Here is a 19,308-nt window from a genome sequence, read left to right as displayed (position 1 = left end):
ATACCGTCTAACTTCATTGGTCGCCAAAAAACTCGAGATACTTTGCTCCCAATCTTACCTGTCAATGCTCATTCTTGGTAATCATTTACCAACTCAAGCATCTACACGGCGTAAATAGAAGCACAAAAAACAGAAAGCCCCACCAATGGCGGGGCTTTAACAGTATAAGCTAGGTTCGAAAGTTAAGCTTCGATGCTAATAAACTTACGGTTATTAGCGCCTTTAACTTCGAATTTAACTTTACCGTCAGTCAGAGCAAACAGAGTATGGTCACGACCAATACCTACGTTTACACCAGCGTGGAATTTAGTACCACGTTGACGAACAATAATGTTACCAGCTAGAACTGATTCACCGCCAAAGCGCTTAACACCTAGACGTTTACTTTCTGAATCGCGGCCGTTACGAGTAGAACCGCCAGCTTTTTTATGTGCCATGAGTTAGACTCCTATTATGCGTTGATAGCAGTAATTTTAACTTCAGTGAACCACTGACGGTGGCCCATTTTCTTGTCGTGGTGCTTACGACGACGGAACTTAACGATAGTAACTTTATCGCCACGACCGTGACTTACAACTTCAGCAACGACTTTACCGCCAGCCACTAAAGGAGCACCAACATGCACTGTTTCGCCATCAGCGATCAAAAGAACTTGATCGAACTCGATAGTTTCGCCAGTTGCAACTTCTAACTTTTCTAAACGTACTGTGTGGCCTTCAGCTACACGGTGTTGTTTACCACCACTTTGAAAAACAGCGTACATAGCTATTTTACTCCAATTCCTAACACGCGGGCTCATTCTTGGATGAGGCAGGGTGCTACAAAAACTTTATTGACAATGGGCGCGGAGTTTACGCGAAGAATCCAACTCTGGCAAGCCCTAATTAAGAAAGAATAAAAAAAGACCGGATTAACTCTCACATTAGTTGAGCTAGTGCTGTCATATGTCAGAATTTTAGGTAAAATTCATTTCATTATAACACGTGAGCCTAAACAGGGGCCGGGTACGTAATGACCCCACAACCAGAGTCTATTATGGATTTAAACGCTATTCGTCAACTGGCTGACACTGATATGCAAGCAGTCAATCAGCTGATATATAAACAGCTTGAATCAGATGTCGCCCTAATTAATCAATTAGGTTTTTACATTATTAATGGTGGTGGTAAACGTCTTCGTCCTCTGCTGTCGGTTTTAGCCGCACGTGCGGTGAGCTACGAAGGCGAAGCACATCTTAAGCTAGCGGCGATTATTGAGTTTATCCATACAGCCTCATTGCTCCATGATGATGTCGTTGATGAATCGACGTTACGCCGCGGACGAGAAACCGCCAATGCACTGTTTGGCAATAGTGCCAGTGTGCTAGTCGGGGATTTCCTTTATACCCGCTCATTCCAGATGATGACCGAACTTGACAACATGAAAGTGCTCAGAGTGTTAGCTGATACGACTAACGTGTTGGCCGAGGGCGAAGTCTTACAGCTGATGAATTGCAATGACCCAGACACCACTGAAGAAAGCTATATGCGGGTCATTTATTGCAAAACAGCCAAGTTATTTGAAGCCGCTACGCTACTCGCGGGCGTGCTAGCAGGTGCAACGCCTGAGCAAGAAACCGCCTTAGGCAACTATGGTAAGTATCTCGGCACCGCCTTTCAGCTCACCGACGACTTACTCGACTATACCGCCGACAGTGACGAGCTAGGAAAGAATATTGGCGATGACCTTGCCGAAGGTAAACCGACTCTGCCACTCATCTATGCCATTGCCCATGGCACAGACGAAGAGAAACAGCTCATACGTCAAGCAATTGAGCAAGGTGATGGTACTCAGGCCATAGATAAAATCGTAGCAGCACTGCACCATTGCGGCGCGTTAAACTACACCCAACAAAAAGCAATTGAAGAATCAGAGAAAGCCATCGCGGCATTATCTGCTTTACCCGATAGCGACTATAAGCAAGCCTTAGTAACGCTAGCTAAGATTTCGGTCGACAGAAACCACTGATTGCTAACTAATGTAGTTTCGCCCCAAAAAAATAAAGGTCTTACTCAGTAAGACCTTTTTTATTGCTTTAACCGCAATCCTAAAATCAAACCTGCCAAAGGATCAGCGTTTCGCCTCGCTCAAGCAATAATTGATTCACTTGAGAGAAATGCCCACAACCAAAAAAACCGCGATAAGCCGATAAAGGTGAAGGATGTGGTCCTGTGAGCACTTGATGTTGCGGTGCGTTAACGACTTGGCCCTTTTTAATGGCATGACTGCCCCAAAGCACGAAAATAATCGGCTGGGTCTGCCGATTTAATAATTCCAGCACCGCAGTCGTAAAGACTTCCCACCCGGCTTTGGCATGGGAATGCGCCTTGCCTTGCTCAACGGTCAGCACAGTATTGAGCATCAGTATCCCCTGCTCCGCCCATGCAGATAAATCACCATGGGATGGCACAACAAAACCTTCAATATCCGTCGCTAATTCTTTGTACATATTGGCTAAAGATGGCGGTGGTTTTATCCCGCGTTTAACCGAAAAACATAAACCATGGGCTTGATCTGGGCCGTGATAGGGATCTTGGCCAATCAAAACCACTCTGACTTGTTCAAGGGGCGTCATACTAAAAGCATTGAAAACATCAGCCTCAGATGGATAAACCACTTTCCCAGCCCTGCGTTCATTATCAACAAATGCGCTTAGTTGCTGAAAATAAGGCAAAGCTCTTTGCTCATCGATAAATGTTTGCCATGTCGCCTGAGTCACTATTTTACTTCCTCAATTCTATAATCGGGTTAGCTTAAAAGTCCTGTAGTAGTATGGCAAGTTTACAGACCTTACCTGCCGCTAAGTAATACCACTAAACCTGCTAGGTCTCACGTTAAGACTTTCAATTTAAAACATTCGAAATTAAGTGATATAGTGCGCCCATTCTCGCACACTCTGATACGTAATGATGATCCAACATTCTGATAAATCAATTCAAAGACATCAAACGGGTTTCACCTTAATTGAACTTGTGGTGGTCATCATAGTGCTCGGTATTTTAGCCGTAGTGGCCCTGCCAAAATTTATCAATGTGCAACAAGATGCGCAAATTGCAACCGTTAAAGCGGCAGGCGGAAGCTTTAAATCAGCCATCAATCTGGCACGTTCCGTATGGGCTGTAAAAGTGGGCTCAGGTCCAAAAGAGGATTTACCCGTATTTGGTACGGCACAATCCGAACAAATAGATTTCAACGCCTTCGGTTGGCCAGCACAACACTATATCCATGGCAATGAGGCCTCTCCGGCACTCGATAATGTTGAAGACTGTATATCGGTATGGGAAGTATTATTTCAAAATGCCCAGCCGAGTGTCTCGCGCTTGAATATTGATGCGACTGAAACCGACTATAAAGCCAGTTATACCGATCCTGGCCAGTGCACTTATTTGTATCGAACAAACGATAAACTGTCGATTAATTATGACTCCCACACAGGAGTCGTCATTACCGACACAGATCCCAATAGTTAATGCCTGACGATTCCTTCTTACACCAATTAAGTTAGAATCGAACTTTAATCTGTTACTTTTTTAGAGTGAACGCCATGACCGACACGAGCAGCACCACCATTTACGAACTTGCCGATCAGTTTATTGCCTTAGCCAATCAGCTAAGCCAACAAGAAGCAGATGTAGGTAAAGTTGGCACAGCACTCCGTTTTGCCGCAGCACGTTTTAATGCCTTCGAAGCCGCGATTAAATCAGCGGATCTCGGTGCAGAAAAAGAGAGCGCATTAGAATGGTTTAGCAGTGAATTCAAAGAAATGCTGAGTGACAACTTAGACGACCACATTGCCAACCCACCCATTATCCAAGAAAGTGTGGCAGAAGAAGCTGATAATTCTGTGCAAATGTTTAAAGGCTAATCACGCCTTGATTTAAATGCATAGCCATAAACAAACACGCCATCGATTGATGGCGTGTTTGTTATTTAAAACCAATAATTTTAGATAGATAACTAAAGCGTGTACACCACACGGATCGCCAGCAATATCAATACTACGCCGGATAACTTATCAATTAACCCCGCTTTTTCTCTCAACTTAGGCAACACACTCGAGTGGGATAGCAATAAGGCTATCAAGGTGTACCAAAGACCATCGACCACTAACGGTGTAAAAACAATTAATGCTTTAGCCGTCATGCTGTCGGCGACCATCACAAATTGGCTGAATAACGCAAGAAAAAATAGCATTATCTTAGGGTTGAATAAAGAAATAGCGATACCATCACGGGCTGCGGTTAAGGTATCTGTCGCCTCCCCTGCAGCCAATTTAGCTTGCATACCTCCATTAGAACGCAGCGCTTGAACTCCCATCCAAGCAAGGTATAAGGCACCGAGAATCGCAATGCCATTAAAGACTAAGGGCGCCTTTTTAAGAACTACGGCTAAGCCCAGTAACGTCACCAGCGCATAGATCCCAATCCCTATCGAGTGTGCCCAAGCACAGACGATACCCTTCCCCCGCCCACCACCTAAAGTATGACGTACTACCATAGTCAAACTTGGGCCCGGCGACATAGCCCCCAAACAACAAATAGCCAATAAACCTAACCAAGTACTCCAACTCATTGATGACACCTTTCGCCGAATAAAAAAGCCCACTGCTGGGCCTTAAACTTGCTTGCTATTCTAACATCGCGTCATCAAGGCGTTAACGCTAATAAATCCATTTTCAATAAATGAACAGTCATTTAAGAGAACCCCAAATGCGATAATCCCATAAATTCACACTGATTTAAGCCGTTAACCGCTAAGATTAGCGCTAACCTAAGTCTTTATAGCCAAACCTTAATACCTAAGCCTTCATCGCTATTATCACAAAGGCGATTCTCAATCAGGAAATTTTATGAACACTATAACGCTGATCAGTATTTTTATTCTTTGCCTATTAATAGGTGCGATCTTATTACTGCTTTGGCAAAGACAAAAAGGTAAAACCATACCGCTGACGGTGATTTTTGTGCTGGGATTTTTCGCCTTAGGGCTCAGTGCTATTATTGGATTTGTGCACAAAAGCGAGGATTACCAAGCCTATCAAAAACTACAATGGCACACCTTAGCCCCAGAGAAAATCGCGCCTCTGGTTGCCCAAGGCTATACCGTCTTTGTCGATATTACCTCTGATTGGTGCACCATCTGCCAAACGAATAAAGCGGAAGTCACCCACAGGGAGCAAATTGTAAATGCCTTGATGGCCGACAATATCATTCTGATGCAAGGTAACTGGAGTGAGGCGAATAAAACGATTGAAACCTATATGCGCCACGAAGGAGTGCCCGGCACGCCCTACAATAAAATTTATGGTCCAAGCGCCCCCAATGGAATTCTCTTGCCGTCAAAACTCAGTATGAGTGATGTGTTAAATGGTTTAGTTGCCGCGCAAACGAATCGTAACTAAGCACTAAACCATATTTAGGACGAGTCAAATACGAATAAAAAAGGCTGCATTGCAGCCTTTTTGCTTACTTCACTTCTATTTATAAAAGCCAAATTTCTTGAAAGGTGGGTTAGAAATCGCTTCTATAAATTGGCTTACTCATTAAAAACGGTAATTCACTCGACCATAGTAGAAACCGCCGTTGTAATCGAATGGCCCACTTTCATAATAAACGCCACCGAGTTCACCCAAGGTCCCTTCTTTCAGCTTTTGCGCTTCTTGATCAAATAGATTATTAGCCCCCACAGCCAGCGTTAAGCCATCAAGTAATTGATAGCTCATTTCAAGATCGACGGTCACCGCAGCATCAGCCATTTCAGAGCCCCAATCAGAGGTATCGTCAGCATGAGTCGCATAGTACTCACCAAAATAGTTACCACGCAGTGACAGGGTTAACTTGTCCCATGACTGTGCCCAAGTTAAGGTGGCACGATGTGCGGGGATACCATCTTCTAATCGACGAACTTTACCCGCATCGGTCGTTTTAAGATCAAACTTATCAACGCTGGTATCGGTCCAACCATAGGCAAGACTGAACTTAGCATTACCCGATAGAATTTCCGCATCATAGGAGGCGACGATATCGATACCTTGAGTCGTAGTATCAAAGTCATTGGTGTAATAGCTCACACCTTGGATTAACTCAGGGAACTCAACCCCAGCGGCACGTAAGGCATCATAATCTTTAGCCTCAACATCAATCTTACTCGACTGTGCAATACGGCCCTCTACGCCAATGTTGTAGTAATCGACCGTTAAGAAGAAGCTTTCGTACTCATATACAGCCCCAATCGCATAACTAATCGACTCTTCTGGCTTTAACACTTCACCACCATAAAATGCCGCAAGCGGATCGGTTGGGGGGGCAATAAAGGTCTGGATCAATTCACCATCGATGATCGATGTCTGGGTATTCACCACGTTTTCTTGGCCAACCGTTGGAGCACGAAAGCCGGTGCTGTGTGAGGCGCGGAACGACAATTCATCCGTTGCAGAATACTGCAACGTCAATTTGTAATTTAACGTATCACCAAAGGTTGAAAAGTCTTCGTAGCGCAGTGCTAAACCGAGTAACCAGTCATCACTTAAATAAGCTTCTAAATCAGTATAAATACCTATGTTATGACGTGAGTTTTTACCCGCAGACTCTGGGCCAAAGCCTTTAAAACCGTGCGCACCAATGTTGAAACCTTGGCTAGCATAAGGGCCAGCAATCCACGAGGCTTCATCACCTTGAGAAATCTCAAACGACTCATTTCGCCATTCAAAACCAGAAGCAAAACTAATGTCTTCAATGCCTCCTAAGGTTATGAAGCGCGAGAAATCGAGGTTAACGGTAGTTTCAACTTGCTCATAAGCCCCCGTATCAAAATCCGTCGGGGTATCTAATCCCAGTGATGGATTCAACGAATTTTTAAGACCAAAACTGGCTTTGTTCGCCCCAGTACCAGCACTGAAATCATAATTCCATTCACCGATATCGCCTTTTACACCTGCGAAGAAGGACATATCTTCAATGGTGCCGGTGAACTGTGGCGTATAGCCACCTGGAAATATCTGGTTCATAGCAAAGCAATTTGGGTCGGCAACCATCGCCTTGTATGCATCAGTGTCGAGTACGTTGCCGTCACTTCCATCAGCATTTTTAGGGATAGGTACGAGTCCACATGTTGATGGATCACCATTTACAGCGCCCACAAGTAAATTCTGACCACCATCATTGGAATACACATTGCTACGATTTTGCGGGTAACGATAATAGAAGCCTCCCACGGCATCGCGGGAAGACAGATTACCAAAGGCATAAGCATGCATGTTGGCATTAATGTCTAAGCCTGAGTTGATGAACACTGAATAGTCATCATTAATTTCAGGATTACCCCACACTTGAGCGGGGTCATTGATCGCGGTATTACCCTGCTCGGCTAAGTTAGCCGCATCAGGACGCTGCACACTTCGGCTAGTGGAGTCAGCATTTTTATACTGGAAGCTTAAATTGACGAAGCCATTTTCAGTCACAGGTAAACCGACATCACCTTCGACCGTAGTCGTAGCACCATCACCCTCGTAATATTCTCCTTGGGTCACAGTGATGGAACCACCCTCGGAATTATCTTTTAAAACAAAGTTCATGACTCCGGCAATCGCATCCGACCCATACTGCGCCGCAGCGCCGTCGCGCAATACTTCAACTTGCTTTAATGCAGAACCAGGAATAACTGAGATATCAGGACCTTGAGCGCCATCGTTAATACCACCACCTTGGAACGCAATCACAGATGCACGGTGACGACGCTTACCGTTGACTAGCACTAGCGTGCTGTCTGATGGCAAACCCCGTAAATTAACGGGACGAACTAAGGTTGCTGCATCACTAATGGGTTGAGCGCGTGAGTTAAACGATGGCACCGAAGTCACTAACATATCAATCATGTCAGTCGAACCATTTTTTTTAAGGTCGTCACTACTAATAATATCAATAGGAACGGGGGAATCGCCGATTGAGCGTGGCGCAGCACGGGACCCTACAACTGCAATTTTTTCAACGTTCTCATTTTTAACAGCCGTCTCATCTTCTTCTGCTATTGCCTGCGGACTGATTAAACTACCAGACAAGGCTAGAGTAATCGCCAAACTCACTGCACTTAATCCAAACTTCTGCTTCTTTGAGGTCATCATATTCATCCCAACTGCTTATTATTTTTAGAATACCTGACCTGCTTTGTGCGATTCTCGTCCCTAAACCTTGCTACCACGGCCAACACAAAATCACATTACACAAACATTTTTATAACACAAATTAAACAATATCCAATGTTAAATCAGACTTTTGAATGAATATTAGTCATTTATCTTTTATATCAATTTCTTAGATGAAAATATTTTTTAGAGTATGGCACCAAGTAAAATGTACTCGAACGGCAAAAAGTGTGAACAGAAAAATCACCAAAGAAAAAATGCTTAAAGGGCATAATCAAAAACACGATATATCGCGTCACAGTACTTAAGGTATACTCAGAAAATACCGCCAAAACCAGAGTAAGACAGATGACCAATAAGATTTCAGTCAATAATGAAAAATCGATAGATAAGCATTTCTTACCGGAAAACCAGTTATTGCTCAACGCTGTCGGCGAAGGTATTTATGGATTTGATTTAAGCGGTAATGCGGTGTTTATCAATCCGGCAGCCGAACGCATGACGGGTTGGAAGAATGAAGAGCTACTCGGTAAAAACATCCATAACTGCCATCATCACAGCCATGCAGATGGCAGTCATTATCCCCAAGAGGATTGTCCAATTTACAACACCTTAAAGGATGGGATCACCCGAGAAATCACCCACGATGTATTTTGGCGTAAAGATGGCAGTAGCTTCCCCGTTCATTACAGTTCCACCCCTGTTTACCGTGACAATCAACTGATTGGCGTAGTCGCGATATTTCGTGACATTAGTATTCAAAAACAAACAGAGCAGTCATTACGCCAAGCCCTAGCCCAAGTACAAGCACTCTCGGAGCGACTCGCCTCTGAAAATCATTATCTACAGGCAGAGTTGGCAGACAAAACGGGTGATGTGGATATTTCGGGTGCCAGTACAGTGATCCGCCATATGATCCAGCAATTGCACATGGTGGCCAATACCGACAGTACTGTGCTCATTTGTGGTGAAAATGGCACAGGAAAAGAACTCGTTGCCCGTAACTTACATCAGCTCAGTCGCCGCAAAGATAAACCCATGATCAGTGTCAACTGTGCCGCGTTTTCGGCATCTTTACTAGAAAGTGAACTCTTTGGTCACGAGAAGGGGGCATTTACTGGCGCCACAAGCCGCCGTAAAGGTCGCTTCGAACTTGCTCATCAAGGCACACTGTTCCTCGACGAAGTCGCTGAACTCAGTTTAGAAGCCCAATCAAAGCTACTGCGAGTCATCCAAGAACAATCCTTCGAACGTCTCGGTGGCAGCGAAACCATTCAAGTGGATATTCGCTTAGTCGCCGCCAGTCACCACGATTTACTCAAGCGAGTCGAACAGGGATTATTTAGGATGGATCTCTATTACCGTTTGAATGTATTCCCTATTCAAGTACCACCACTGCGCGCAAGAATCGAAGATATTCCCGAACTCGTCAGCCATATTCTGCACAACTTGAATCGTAAGCTAGGTAAAAAAATTCGTGGAGTGAGCCAAAAAGGGCTACAAAAACTCATGGCTTATACTTGGCCGGGCAATGTGCGCGAACTGCAAAATATCCTCGAACGCGAAGCCATTCTATCCCAAGGAGATATTCTGCAGATCCACGCTATGCCGAGCAATAATCCCTTAGCTCAAACCCAAGGGCAAACCTTAGCAGAAGCGGAAGCGCTGCATATAGAACAAACCCTTAAGCGCTTAAACTGGCGCATATCCGGCCCACTCGGCGCAGCGAATGTCCTCGGTGTGCCCGCAAGTACACTGAGATCGCGAATGAAAAAACTGGGGATCCAGCGTCAATCGAGTGAAATCTAATTCAAAACGAGCACACTAAAAACGCGATATATCGCCAATGTGTGATATATCGTGTTCTCCATCTAGTTCCAATCAAAAAATAATTATAAATATCATGATGTTGAGCCAATTAAAACTTGGCCTAGCGCTTGCTATAGGGAGGCGAATCTTATTTAAGCCGTTAGGACCCTTTATGCCCAAGAGCGAAGTTACCCCAAATTCTCCAAGTGTAAATAAGAGTGTGGGCGCGAAACCTGCCTCAGTAGAGCTACACATTCCGGTTAAAAACCTCTCTACTGAAACCGCAGCAAAAAGCCGTCTCCCCTCTGGCAATATCCATTTTCGTGAGCAAAAAGGTGATTTTCAGCGCCTGCGAACCATGATGAATAGCCTATTGATCGTGATGTTTTTCGCCCTGCCGTTTATCTCTATTGATGGCCGCCAAGCAATACTGTTAGATATCAGCCAACAACAGTTTTTTTTCTTTGGTATCACGCTCTGGCCACAGGACTTTACCTTGCTGGCATGGATTTTTATCGCCGCCGCCTTCGGTCTGTTTTTCATTACCGTATTTTGGGGCCGTGTTTGGTGCGGTTACCTTTGCCCACAAACGGCGTGGACCTTTATCTATGTGTGGATAGAAACGCGCATCGAAGGCAGCAGTAATAAACGTAAGCAGCTCGACAAAGCCCCTTGGTCTAGCAGTAAAATCGGTAAAAGAAGTGCAAAACACTTACTTTGGGGTCTAACAGCTCTGCTCACTGGCTGTGGTTTTATCGGTTATTTTATTCCCGCCCGCGAACTTTATGTGGACATCTTGACGGGTAATGCCAGCTTCTGGGTGACAAGCTGGGTGTGGTTTTTCGCCATTTGTACTTATCTCAATGCGGGCTGGATGCGCGAGCAAATGTGCTTACATTGCTGCCCCTATTCACGTTTCCAAGCTGTGATGTTCGATGCCAACACTAAAACCGTGACCTATGATGCACAGCGCGGTGAAGCCCGTGGCCCTCGCAAACGTAAACAAGAGAACAATCAAGATAACCATACTTTAGGTGACTGTGTTGACTGTAATTTGTGTGTCGAAGTTTGCCCGACAGGGATAGATATTCGTAACGGCTTGCAATATGAGTGCATTAACTGTGGCGCCTGTGTCGATGCCTGTAATGAGACTATGTTGAAGTTCGATTACAAGCAGAATCTTATCGGCTATATGAGTGAAAATGATCTTAAGGGAGTGAATTACTCCTATTGGCGCTCGCCGCGTTTCTTAGGCTACGGTGCAGCGGTCATTATCATGTTTATCGTCATAGGGTTAGACTTAAATAGCCGCAGCGAGATCCAGCTTAACGTGATCCGTGATCGTCAAAGCTTGTACCGTGAAACCTCGGATAATAAAGTTGAAAATACCTATCAGCTGAAGATCCGCAACAAGACACAAGATACTAAGCAATATCAACTCGCCGTCGACAGTGAAATGCCCTTTAGCTTGATTGCCGATCCTATTATTACCTTGGCAGCGGGTGAACAAGTGGACTATCCCGTCACAGTATTAGCCGATAAGGATGCCATCCCCTCGGGGCGCAAAATTATCCAATTCTCGGTGACGGATGTTAAACAGCCAACACAACAAGTGAGCCAAGAAACCGGATTCTTCAGTCCTTAGCACTAAGCTTTTAGCGCTTAATATGAGTTACCGTAACATTGGTCATCATCAAATTAACTAGCCAATCGGCGCTTGAGGAATCAACTCAAGCGCCGGTTAAAGGCAGATATTCATCCCCAAAGACAACCAGATCTTTAACGTCTCATACATCGGAATTAAACCTTAAACGCCTACAAAGCTGAAAATTTCCCCGTTAAACGGCGCATAGACAAAGCAAATTGAGCACATTTAATCTCAATCCTTAGAAACATAACGGTTACAAATTTTAAATTATCTTTCCTTCAACTCTTATTTAGGTTTTGTGGTTCATTAGTTAACTAAGCTTCTAAGATAACTAAGCTATAGTTAAGCACTCAGCTTTAGAGTAAAAATACTATTTGTTACATAAAGATACCGTTATTGGCATAAAGATGTTTTTCGCGATAAGCATTGACCTCTAGTGCTAACACCCTCTAATCTAAACACCTGTTTAACTCCAAAATAATAACAACTAATAAACATCATCTTTGAGGTAGTTCAGCATGGCATACGATCAAGACTCTCAACTCAAACTAAACTACTCATCACTGGTCGATCTGATCGAGAAAACTAGCCTGCGTTACGGTGATAAACCCGCCTATGCCTGTCTCGGTAAAACCAGCAGTTTTAACGAGATAGAACGCGATTCTCGTTACTTTGCCGCCTATTTACAGAATAAGACCACACTCAAACCGGGCGATCGCATCGCCATTCAATTGCCTAATATCACCCAATTTGTCATCGCGGCCTACGGCGCAATCAGGGCTGGGCTTATCTTAGTTAACACTAATCCCCTGTATACCGAGCGTGAGCTCATCCATCAGTTCAATGATTCTGGTGCCAAAGCGATCGTGGTGTTATCCGATCTATTACCGACCTTAGCCAAAGTCATCGACAGCACCAAAATAGAATATGTCATTTCAACCCACCCTTTAGATTTGATCGATCCGCACGTACAGCCTAAGACAGGCCTGAAGAATGTGGAGTTTTGCCAAATTTTAAAACAAGGCGCAGAACTCCCCTTTAGCCGATTTATCTCAAATCTCGACGACCTCTCGGCGTTGCAATATACGGGCGGCACCACTGGATTATCTAAAGGTGCCATGTTGACCCACGGCAATATGCTCGCTAATGCGGCGCAGGTAAAATCCCGCATCGCGAGCGTGATCACCGAAGGGGAAGATATCTTCGTTGCACCGCTACCGATTTACCATATTTATGCATTTATGGTGAACTTAGTGCTGTATTTCGAGTGTGGCGGCTGCTCGGTATTAATTCCAAATCCACGGGATATTAGCGGCTTAATTAAGACACTCGCCAAATATCCCTTCACTGGATTTGCAGGACTCAATACTCTGTTTGTCGCCCTATGCCATCAACCCGAGTTTAAAGCACTCGACTTTAGCCATTTAAAAATCACCATCTCGGGCGGCACAGCACTGACGGCCGCGGCGGCCAACATTTGGCAACAGACGACAGGCAACATGATCAGTGAAGGTTATGGGCTATCTGAAACTTCGCCGGTGATTTCACTCAATGCACCCGGTTATCAAAAACTAGGCACTATTGGTAAACCTGTGATTGGCACTGAGGTTAAACTCTTAGATGAAAACGACATTGAAGTGCCCTTAGGTACGGCCGGAGAATTAGCTGCAGGCGGCCCACAAGTCATGCGGGGATATTGGAATAATCCGCAGGAAACCGCCAATGCTATGACTCAAGATGGCTTCTTCAAAACTGGGGATATTGCCATAGCAACAGCGGAAGGTTTCCACCAAATAGTTGATCGTAAAAAAGATATGATCATAGTCTCAGGTTTTAATGTCTATCCCAACGAAGTGGAAAACGTCCTAGCGAGCCACCCTAATGTGATCGAATGCGCCGTGGTGGGAGTAAAAGATGAACACTCGGGCGAAGCGGTTAAAGCCTTTATCGTGCTTAAGGATGATAGCCAAGATCATCAACAGGCTAAAGAGGCCATTCTAACCTATTGCCGCGAGCAGTTAACCGCCTATAAATTGCCAAAAGTCATTGAATTTATGGCGCAATTACCTAAAAGTACCGTCGGCAAAATTCTGCGCCGCGAGCTAAAAGATAAAGCTTAAAAAACGCATTTAAAGGCAAAGCTAAGAAACAAAAACACAATAAAAGACCCAGTAAGCTAGCCTGAGCGTTTCAGCTAGCAACTGGGTTTTATTTTACCTAAATGGTCTCATTCAAGGCGCTGGCATTGGCCTCTTCGGTTAACAATTGCAGACTGGCAAATTCACGATATAACGCATTAGATTGCATCAGCTCTTGGTGGCGACCGCTGGCGACAATCTCGCCCTTATCAAACACAAAAATCCTATCGGCATTGATTACCGTCGATAAACGGTGAGCAATAATCAAAGTCGTTTTACCCGCCATCAATACATCCAGCGCTTGCTTCACTTTCTGCTCGCTTACCGCATCTAAAGCGCTGGTTGCTTCATCGAGTAACAATATCGGTCTGTTGGCTAAAATCGCCCGCGCAATGGCAATACGTTGCTTTTGTCCACCAGAAAGCCGCACACCACGCTCACCTAAATAGGTTTGATAACCTTCAGTAAACTCGCTAATAAACTCGTGGGCACGGGCCGCAATACAGGCATCTATCACTTCTTGCTCGGTGGCATCGACTCGACCATAACGCACGTTTTCAAGTACGCTAGTCGCAAAAATCACCGAGTCCTGCGGCACTAGAGCAAACTGCGACCGCAACTCCTGCGGAAGAAGATTGGCAATATCAATACCTTCCAGTCGAATACTGCCAGCGCTAGGCACATAAAAGCGTTGCAATAACTGGAACAAGGTACTTTTACCCGCGCCACTTGGCCCGACTAAGGCAACCCGCTCACCCGCGGCAATAGCCATATTGAGCTGTTTTAGCACTAAGGCATCATGCTCTGGATAGGCAAAATTGAGCCCTTCAATCATTAACTCGCCACTGACCTTGGCGGGCAAAGTCACAGGATGAGTTGCAACGGGAATATCCACTTGTGTTTCAGCCAGTTCGATTAAACGTTCGGCGGCGCCAGAAGCCCGCTGAATTTCGCCTATCACTTCGCTAATCGTCGCCACTGCGCCCGCGACCATCACAGCGTAAAACATAAAGGCAGATAACTCACCGCCCGTCATCTTACCCACCATCACATCGTGGGCACCAACCCAAGTCACCATAGCAATCGCGGCGATACTTAAAAACATCACAGTTGAGATCAGCAAGGCACGGTAACGGATCCGGCCACTGGCCGCAGACATGACATCTTCGACGCGGCGATTGAACAAGCTACGGTCTTTATCTTCATGCCCATAGGCTTGCACCGTATGGATTTCATGAAGCGTTTCATCAACATAAGCGCCGAGATCGGCAACCCTATCTTGGCTTTCTCGCGCCAGCGTACGGACTTTACGGCCGAAAAAGATCACCGGCCCTAACACTAAGGGCACAGCCAACAACACCAGCAATGTCATCTTAACGCTAGTGATACCCATCATGACTAAACCACCAAGAACAGTTACGCTAGAGCGCAGCGCCATGGACAGACTCGAACCCACCACAGTTTGTAGCAAAGTAGAATCGGCGGTAAAACGGGAGATAACTTCACCAGTGCGTACCTTAGCGTAAAAGGCGGGAGAGAGTTTAAGCAGTTGATTGTAAACCGTTAGACGAATATCGGCGCTGACCCGCTCGCCAAGCCAAGTCATCAAGTAGAAGCGGCAAAACACCGCTGTGCCACTGACGGCGGTAATTCCGAGCACTAACAGTATGATTTCATTCAGCCGCTGCGCATTATCCCTTACAAAGCCTTCATCGACCATCAAGCGCACACCTTGGCCCAATGATAACCAAGCGAGCGACCCTATCATCAAGCAGATAATCGCCGCGACAACTTTCAGTTTGTAGGGTTTAAGAAAACCCATAATCCAAGGCAATACCGATCTTTGCTGCGCCGAGGTCCATTTAGCCTTTGATGCATCAGCGCTTGTTGTAGGCATGACTGGAATTAACTTTTCGGGCAATGGCTCAGCCCCCGCTTTAATGGGTTCAGAAGATTTGGCGAGTTCAGCTGTCGGCTCGGTCACGGGTGGCATCCTTGAGGTAGGTAAGGCAATTCAAATATAACATCAGCATGAATGGGATCATCTGCAGCCGTTAACCGCGCAGCATGACTTAAAGCATATAAGTGAGATGCTACCTCTTGCAGTGGAATTCAAGGGCTGTGTGGTTTTACTCAAAAGAAAAGCATAAAACAAACCCGCAGCGAGTGCGGGTTTGTTTTATTGCCATCGCTTAGCGCGGCTTAAGCGACTTGCTTGTTTTCCGGCGTTTTTGGCGTGCCGTGGTGGCCATCGCGTTTCCAATCCACATCTAACAACTCTGCGCCGCTAAGGCTAAATGCTTGGCCAAAACCTTTCACGTAAAGACCTTGATGGGGCGCGAGCTTGTATAAGTTAAAATCGGTTAATGCCGCAAGGTTATCGGACATTTCGCCAAAACGTGCCGATAGCACACCAACACCTTTACTGAAGGCGGGCGTATCGCGAGGCACTGCCTCGGCAATCGCATCGAAGGTTAAACGCTTGCGGGCAAAAACCGATTTGGCCGCAGTTTCGTCTTCAACTAACATCACAGAGATCTTAGATGAGTGCTTTAAATTATGACCGTGACGGGCTAAGTCACTCACCAAAATATAAAAACCATCATCAGCCAGAGCGAAGGGCGCATAGCTCGCATTCGGCTGGCCATCTGTACCAATGGTGGCCAGTTGCAGAGTTTCGCGCTGCTGTTTAAAGGCTTCGATTTCGGGTAAGAGTTTGTCTCTTAAACGCTGTTCTTGTTCGGTAATTTCAGACTTCATTTACTGTTTTCCTTAATACTTTTGTTAATGCTCAATTCAGAGGTGTGATTGCACCGAGGCAAAGGCAGTCGCGAGCGCTTTAAATTGGCGAACTTGCTCAGGAAACAGTGCTCTTTGTTTATCACGGCCTAAATACACTTTGAACACTACCTCACCTTCACTGCCGAAAAAGTTAATCGAATGGCTCTCGCTGCCTCTAAAAGGTCTGCTGATCAAGGCGATACCACTCATGGCATCTAATTTGAGATGACCATGCAAACCGTCACCCTTGCTGTAGAGGTTGTAATAACCGTGGGCGTATTTTCCCTCGGGGAAATCCCCTTTAAATTCAAATACGCTGCCAGATAACATCACAATAGTGGTTAACTTTCCCCATTTGGGTAAGGCTTGCAGTAAGGTATCGAGCTGAGTTAACGGAACAAACACCACTTGTTCGGGCGGCAATGCAGCGACCACTTCAAGCTCGGCAATGCCTAATTCACTGGCGAGCTGCGCCGGCATTAAATCAGCTTGTTGCTCAAATCGTTGTCGCAATTGCGCCTGTTGCTCACTTAGCTGACGTTGCTCAGAGTTTAAATCTGGCACGACATCGAGCTCGGTATCGAGTGTCATCTTCATTTTACTGTCTCCAGCGGTAGTGACTATTGAGTGGCTTAGAACATATAGCGCGCCGATAACTTCATATTACGACCCGGTTGATACAAGGTTTGCCACGCTTGTTGATACTTCTCATCACCGATATTTTCGATTGCGAAATCCACTCTCACACCCGCCATCGCGCCCATAGTCGGCTCCCACGCAACATACACATCCCATAGGGTGTAATCGTCGTATTTCGCCACTTTAAAGCCATCAGGCGTATTCGACTGAGTCGCCACATAAGTGACGCGAGTGCCCAGTTTCATGTCGCCTTCCATAATGCCTTGGGATAAATCGACATTGAACTTATTGGCAGGTATATTTTCTATATCATCGCCCGTTTGACGATCTTCGCCATGGGTTTGGCCGTAATTCATCGCTAAACGAGTTTGGCCAATACGGTAACGACCGCTAATTTCAAAACCTGTTAAACGTGCATCTTCAACGTTATTCCATGAGGTCGTTTGCTCGAATCCAGGAATGCCACGCCAAGGATTAGACACTTGCTGCACGATAAAATCGTCCACATCGTTACGGAAAACGTTAAACGTTAGCGCCAGTTCATCATCACCCGCTAACTCACTGAAACGTAAGTCCGCTTTGATTTCTTTATTGCGCGCAGTCTCTGCTTTTAGATCCGAATTCACCGCGAAGGTGTTACATAAACCTTGGGGTAAAAATCCGGGGATTGGCGGGATACAATAATGGGTGCCGCTGGAAAACATTTCCTCTACCGTAGGTGCGCGGAAGGCTTGATCGTAACGGGCGCTTAAGGTCAGCCAAGGCTGAGTCTGCCACACCAAGCCAAGCGATGGTGATAACTCATTGTCATCTGAGGATAAGTTGAGATTATGACTGTCATTTTTAAAGCTGTCATAACGCAGACCCGCATCAAGATTTAACGTCTGAGTCAACTCAATATCTGCCCGCGTAAAAGCGCCCCATACTGTGGTTTCGCCATCAATATTCTCTGGACGCTGGCCCACTTGGCCCGAATCATCACGTGTCGTTTCTATGGTATCGCGAAAACCATCGACCCCGTAGGTCAACAGAGTATTGCCTAAACGCGAACTGTTATTAAGGTTAATCCCCACAGTGCTGAACTCAGTACTGTCTTGCTGACCTTTCGAAATACGGTCTTCATCGTAGTCGGTACTGTTCCAATACACTTGCATCTTAGTATCCAGATACGGGTTATTAGCAGGATTGAGACTATAGTTTAGGGTGAGGTTTTGATCGTCAGTCTTGCGGCGCACCAAAGGCACTGAACTACTCACAGCAGCAGAAGGATTGCTCGGTACTAATTCATTGTTTTTGCTAGCTCTTGCAGATAACTCTAACCGTGATGCCTCGTCGGCTTGCCAACCGAATTTAGCTAAACCACTGCTGCCTTGGGATGCACTGTTGTTTAGAGTTTCGTCATTACCGGTTTTTATATTGTTTGAATCGTAATAGGAACCATTGAGTAACCAATCGATGCTGTCTTGTTGACCATAAATAGCGCCACTGGTTTTAGTGCGGGAGCCATTGGTCTCATAACCTTGTTTGAAATAGCCACCAAAGGTCTCGTCTGGTGCTAAAAAATCTTGTGCCGACTTAGTATTCTGCGCTACGACGCCACCGAGGGCACCACTGCCCCACAAGCTACTGGCAGGGCCGCGCAGCACTTCGATGGATTTGAGCAACTCTGGGTCCATAAAGTAGGTACCCCTGTGACCAGAGCTGGTATTTTGTCTTGCGCCGTCAATTGTTTGCAACACACGATCGCCACTTAAACCACGGATTTCAACCCCTTGAGACGAAGCTCTTGGGCCATTGGTCAACGTAATATTCGCCTCATTTTTAAGGGCATTGGCAACTGATGATGCTTGGGCGACCGTAAGTTGCTCTTCATCCACCACTGCCACGCTACGGCTGGTTTCGGAGGCTTTTTCACTGATGCGTGTTGCACTCACTAATACTTCATCAAACTCTGTTGTGACCAGTTTTTTATCCGCATCCTGTTGAACAACAGGCTTAACACTTTCCTCTGCCGCTAACGTAAAACTTAGGGCCGTACCACTCAGTGCTATCGCCATGGCGATCACTAACGGCTTTTTTTTCATCTCTTCATCCTCAAGTGATATTCAGCTGTT

16 protein-coding genes are annotated in these 19,308 nt (G+C 45.6%); 7 read left to right on the top strand and 9 right to left on the bottom strand.

The annotated features are described in order from the left end of the window. Window positions 1–182: 182 nt before the first annotated feature. Complete coding sequence (gene rpmA, locus HUB64_RS10395; protein WP_006080527.1) at window positions 183–437, bottom strand: 50S ribosomal protein L27; 255 nt, start codon at window positions 435–437, stop codon at window positions 183–185. Between the two features lie 14 nt (window positions 438–451). Then, the gene (gene rplU / locus HUB64_RS10390) at window positions 452–763 is read right to left on the bottom strand and encodes a 50S ribosomal protein L21 (RefSeq protein WP_006080526.1); all 312 of its coding nucleotides are present in this window, start codon (window positions 761–763) and stop codon (window positions 452–454) included. A gap of 272 nt (window positions 764–1,035) precedes the next feature. Here rplU and ispB point away from each other — a divergent pair, with 272 nt between their 5' ends. Then, entirely contained in the window at window positions 1,036–2,007 is a 972-nt protein-coding gene (ispB, locus tag HUB64_RS10385; protein ID WP_049821790.1) for an octaprenyl diphosphate synthase, read from the top strand. Window positions 2,008–2,092: 85 nt separating this feature from the next. Here the strand turns inward: ispB and ung are convergent, their stop codons facing one another. Next, window positions 2,093–2,758 carry a uracil-DNA glycosylase gene (ung, locus tag HUB64_RS10380; RefSeq protein ID WP_173496947.1) on the bottom strand — a complete coding sequence of 222 codons (666 nt, stop codon included), beginning with the start codon at window positions 2,756–2,758 and terminating at the stop codon, window positions 2,093–2,095. Window positions 2,759–2,945: 187 nt separating this feature from the next. Between ung and HUB64_RS10375 the strand changes: the two genes are divergently transcribed. Continuing rightward, window positions 2,946–3,509 (top strand): Tfp pilus assembly protein FimT/FimU, encoded by a 564-nt coding sequence (locus HUB64_RS10375; RefSeq protein ID WP_173496946.1) that lies wholly within the window; start codon window positions 2,946–2,948, stop codon window positions 3,507–3,509. A 74-nt stretch (window positions 3,510–3,583) separates the two neighbouring features. Next, window positions 3,584–3,904, top strand: a complete 321-nt coding sequence (locus HUB64_RS10370) for a DUF3144 domain-containing protein (RefSeq protein ID WP_105250001.1) — start codon at window positions 3,584–3,586, stop codon at window positions 3,902–3,904. Between the two features lie 92 nt (window positions 3,905–3,996). Here HUB64_RS10370 and HUB64_RS10365 read toward each other — a convergent pair whose 3' ends face one another. Then, window positions 3,997–4,611, bottom strand: a complete 615-nt coding sequence (locus tag HUB64_RS10365) for a LysE family translocator (protein ID WP_105250002.1) — start codon at window positions 4,609–4,611, stop codon at window positions 3,997–3,999. 277 nt (window positions 4,612–4,888) lie between these two features. Between HUB64_RS10365 and HUB64_RS10360 the strand changes: the two genes are divergently transcribed. Next, a complete protein-coding gene (locus tag HUB64_RS10360) occupies window positions 4,889–5,440 on the top strand; it encodes a thioredoxin family protein (RefSeq protein WP_113939891.1) in 552 nt (183 codons plus the stop codon). 141 nt (window positions 5,441–5,581) lie between these two features. On the opposite strand, the gene HUB64_RS10355 is transcribed toward HUB64_RS10360, so the two are convergent. Beyond that, window positions 5,582–8,158, bottom strand: a complete 2,577-nt coding sequence (locus tag HUB64_RS10355; protein ID WP_173497906.1) for a TonB-dependent siderophore receptor — start codon at window positions 8,156–8,158, stop codon at window positions 5,582–5,584. 369 nt (window positions 8,159–8,527) lie between these two features. On the opposite strand from HUB64_RS10355, the gene HUB64_RS10350 reads away from it, so the two are divergent. The 3 genes from HUB64_RS10350 to HUB64_RS10340 all read left to right on the top strand — a co-directional run bounded on the left by HUB64_RS10350 (window position 8,528) and on the right by HUB64_RS10340 (window position 13,756). Continuing rightward, a complete protein-coding gene (locus tag HUB64_RS10350) occupies window positions 8,528–9,988 on the top strand; it encodes a sigma-54-dependent Fis family transcriptional regulator (protein ID WP_105250005.1) in 1,461 nt (486 codons plus the stop codon). A gap of 172 nt (window positions 9,989–10,160) precedes the next feature. Then, window positions 10,161–11,633 carry a cytochrome c oxidase accessory protein CcoG gene (gene ccoG / locus HUB64_RS10345; protein WP_173246391.1) on the top strand — a complete coding sequence of 491 codons (1,473 nt, stop codon included), beginning with the start codon at window positions 10,161–10,163 and terminating at the stop codon, window positions 11,631–11,633. Window positions 11,634–12,154: 521 nt separating this feature from the next. Further along, a complete protein-coding gene (locus HUB64_RS10340; protein WP_173496945.1) occupies window positions 12,155–13,756 on the top strand; it encodes an AMP-binding protein in 1,602 nt (533 codons plus the stop codon). A gap of 97 nt (window positions 13,757–13,853) precedes the next feature. Here the strand turns inward: HUB64_RS10340 and HUB64_RS10335 are convergent, their stop codons facing one another. The 4 genes from HUB64_RS10335 to HUB64_RS10320 all read right to left on the bottom strand — a co-directional run bounded on the left by HUB64_RS10335 (window position 13,854) and on the right by HUB64_RS10320 (window position 19,278). Continuing rightward, on the bottom strand, window positions 13,854–15,758 hold the full coding sequence (locus HUB64_RS10335) for an ABC transporter transmembrane domain-containing protein (protein ID WP_173496944.1): 1,905 nt from the start codon (window positions 15,756–15,758) through the stop codon (window positions 13,854–13,856). Window positions 15,759–15,976: 218 nt separating this feature from the next. Continuing rightward, complete coding sequence (gene hutZ, locus HUB64_RS10330) at window positions 15,977–16,534, bottom strand: heme utilization protein HutZ (RefSeq protein WP_173496943.1); 558 nt, start codon at window positions 16,532–16,534, stop codon at window positions 15,977–15,979. 36 nt (window positions 16,535–16,570) lie between these two features. Further along, complete coding sequence (gene hutX, locus HUB64_RS10325) at window positions 16,571–17,152, bottom strand: heme utilization cystosolic carrier protein HutX (protein ID WP_173496942.1); 582 nt, start codon at window positions 17,150–17,152, stop codon at window positions 16,571–16,573. Window positions 17,153–17,187: 35 nt separating this feature from the next. Next, on the bottom strand, window positions 17,188–19,278 hold the full coding sequence (locus HUB64_RS10320; protein WP_173496941.1) for a TonB-dependent hemoglobin/transferrin/lactoferrin family receptor: 2,091 nt from the start codon (window positions 19,276–19,278) through the stop codon (window positions 17,188–17,190). Between the last annotated feature and the right edge of the window lie 30 nt (window positions 19,279–19,308).

Source organism: Shewanella sp. ISTPL2, assembly GCF_013283205.1.
In the GTDB taxonomy this organism is placed as follows: Bacteria; Pseudomonadota; Gammaproteobacteria; order Enterobacterales; family Shewanellaceae; genus Shewanella; species Shewanella oncorhynchi.
Note: the sequence above shows the minus strand (reverse complement) of the source record. Positions and strands in the feature narration are given on the sequence as shown.

Bases quoted from the DNA above. Each gene is read 5' to 3' on its own strand.
- hutX (WP_173496942.1), bottom strand. From the start codon at position 17,152: ATGAAGATGACACTCGATACCGAGCTCGATGTCGTGCCAGATTTAAAC.
- ispB (WP_049821790.1), top strand. From the start codon at position 1,036: ATGGATTTAAACGCTATTCGTCAACTGGCTGACACTGATATGCAAGCA.
- HUB64_RS10355 (WP_173497906.1), bottom strand. From the start codon at position 8,158: ATGATGACCTCAAAGAAGCAGAAGTTTGGATTAAGTGCAGTGAGTTTG.
- HUB64_RS10375 (WP_173496946.1), top strand. From the start codon at position 2,946: ATGATGATCCAACATTCTGATAAATCAATTCAAAGACATCAAACGGGT.
- HUB64_RS10365 (WP_105250002.1), bottom strand. From the start codon at position 4,611: ATGAGTTGGAGTACTTGGTTAGGTTTATTGGCTATTTGTTGTTTGGGG.
- ccoG (WP_173246391.1), top strand. From the start codon at position 10,161: ATGCCCAAGAGCGAAGTTACCCCAAATTCTCCAAGTGTAAATAAGAGT.
- HUB64_RS10320 (WP_173496941.1), bottom strand. From the start codon at position 19,278: ATGAAAAAAAAGCCGTTAGTGATCGCCATGGCGATAGCACTGAGTGGT.
- rplU (WP_006080526.1), bottom strand. From the start codon at position 763: ATGTACGCTGTTTTTCAAAGTGGTGGTAAACAACACCGTGTAGCTGAA.
- HUB64_RS10350 (WP_105250005.1), top strand. From the start codon at position 8,528: ATGACCAATAAGATTTCAGTCAATAATGAAAAATCGATAGATAAGCAT.
- HUB64_RS10360 (WP_113939891.1), top strand. From the start codon at position 4,889: ATGAACACTATAACGCTGATCAGTATTTTTATTCTTTGCCTATTAATA.
- HUB64_RS10340 (WP_173496945.1), top strand. From the start codon at position 12,155: ATGGCATACGATCAAGACTCTCAACTCAAACTAAACTACTCATCACTG.
- rpmA (WP_006080527.1), bottom strand. From the start codon at position 437: ATGGCACATAAAAAAGCTGGCGGTTCTACTCGTAACGGCCGCGATTCA.
- hutZ (WP_173496943.1), bottom strand. From the start codon at position 16,534: ATGAAGTCTGAAATTACCGAACAAGAACAGCGTTTAAGAGACAAACTC.
- HUB64_RS10370 (WP_105250001.1), top strand. From the start codon at position 3,584: ATGACCGACACGAGCAGCACCACCATTTACGAACTTGCCGATCAGTTT.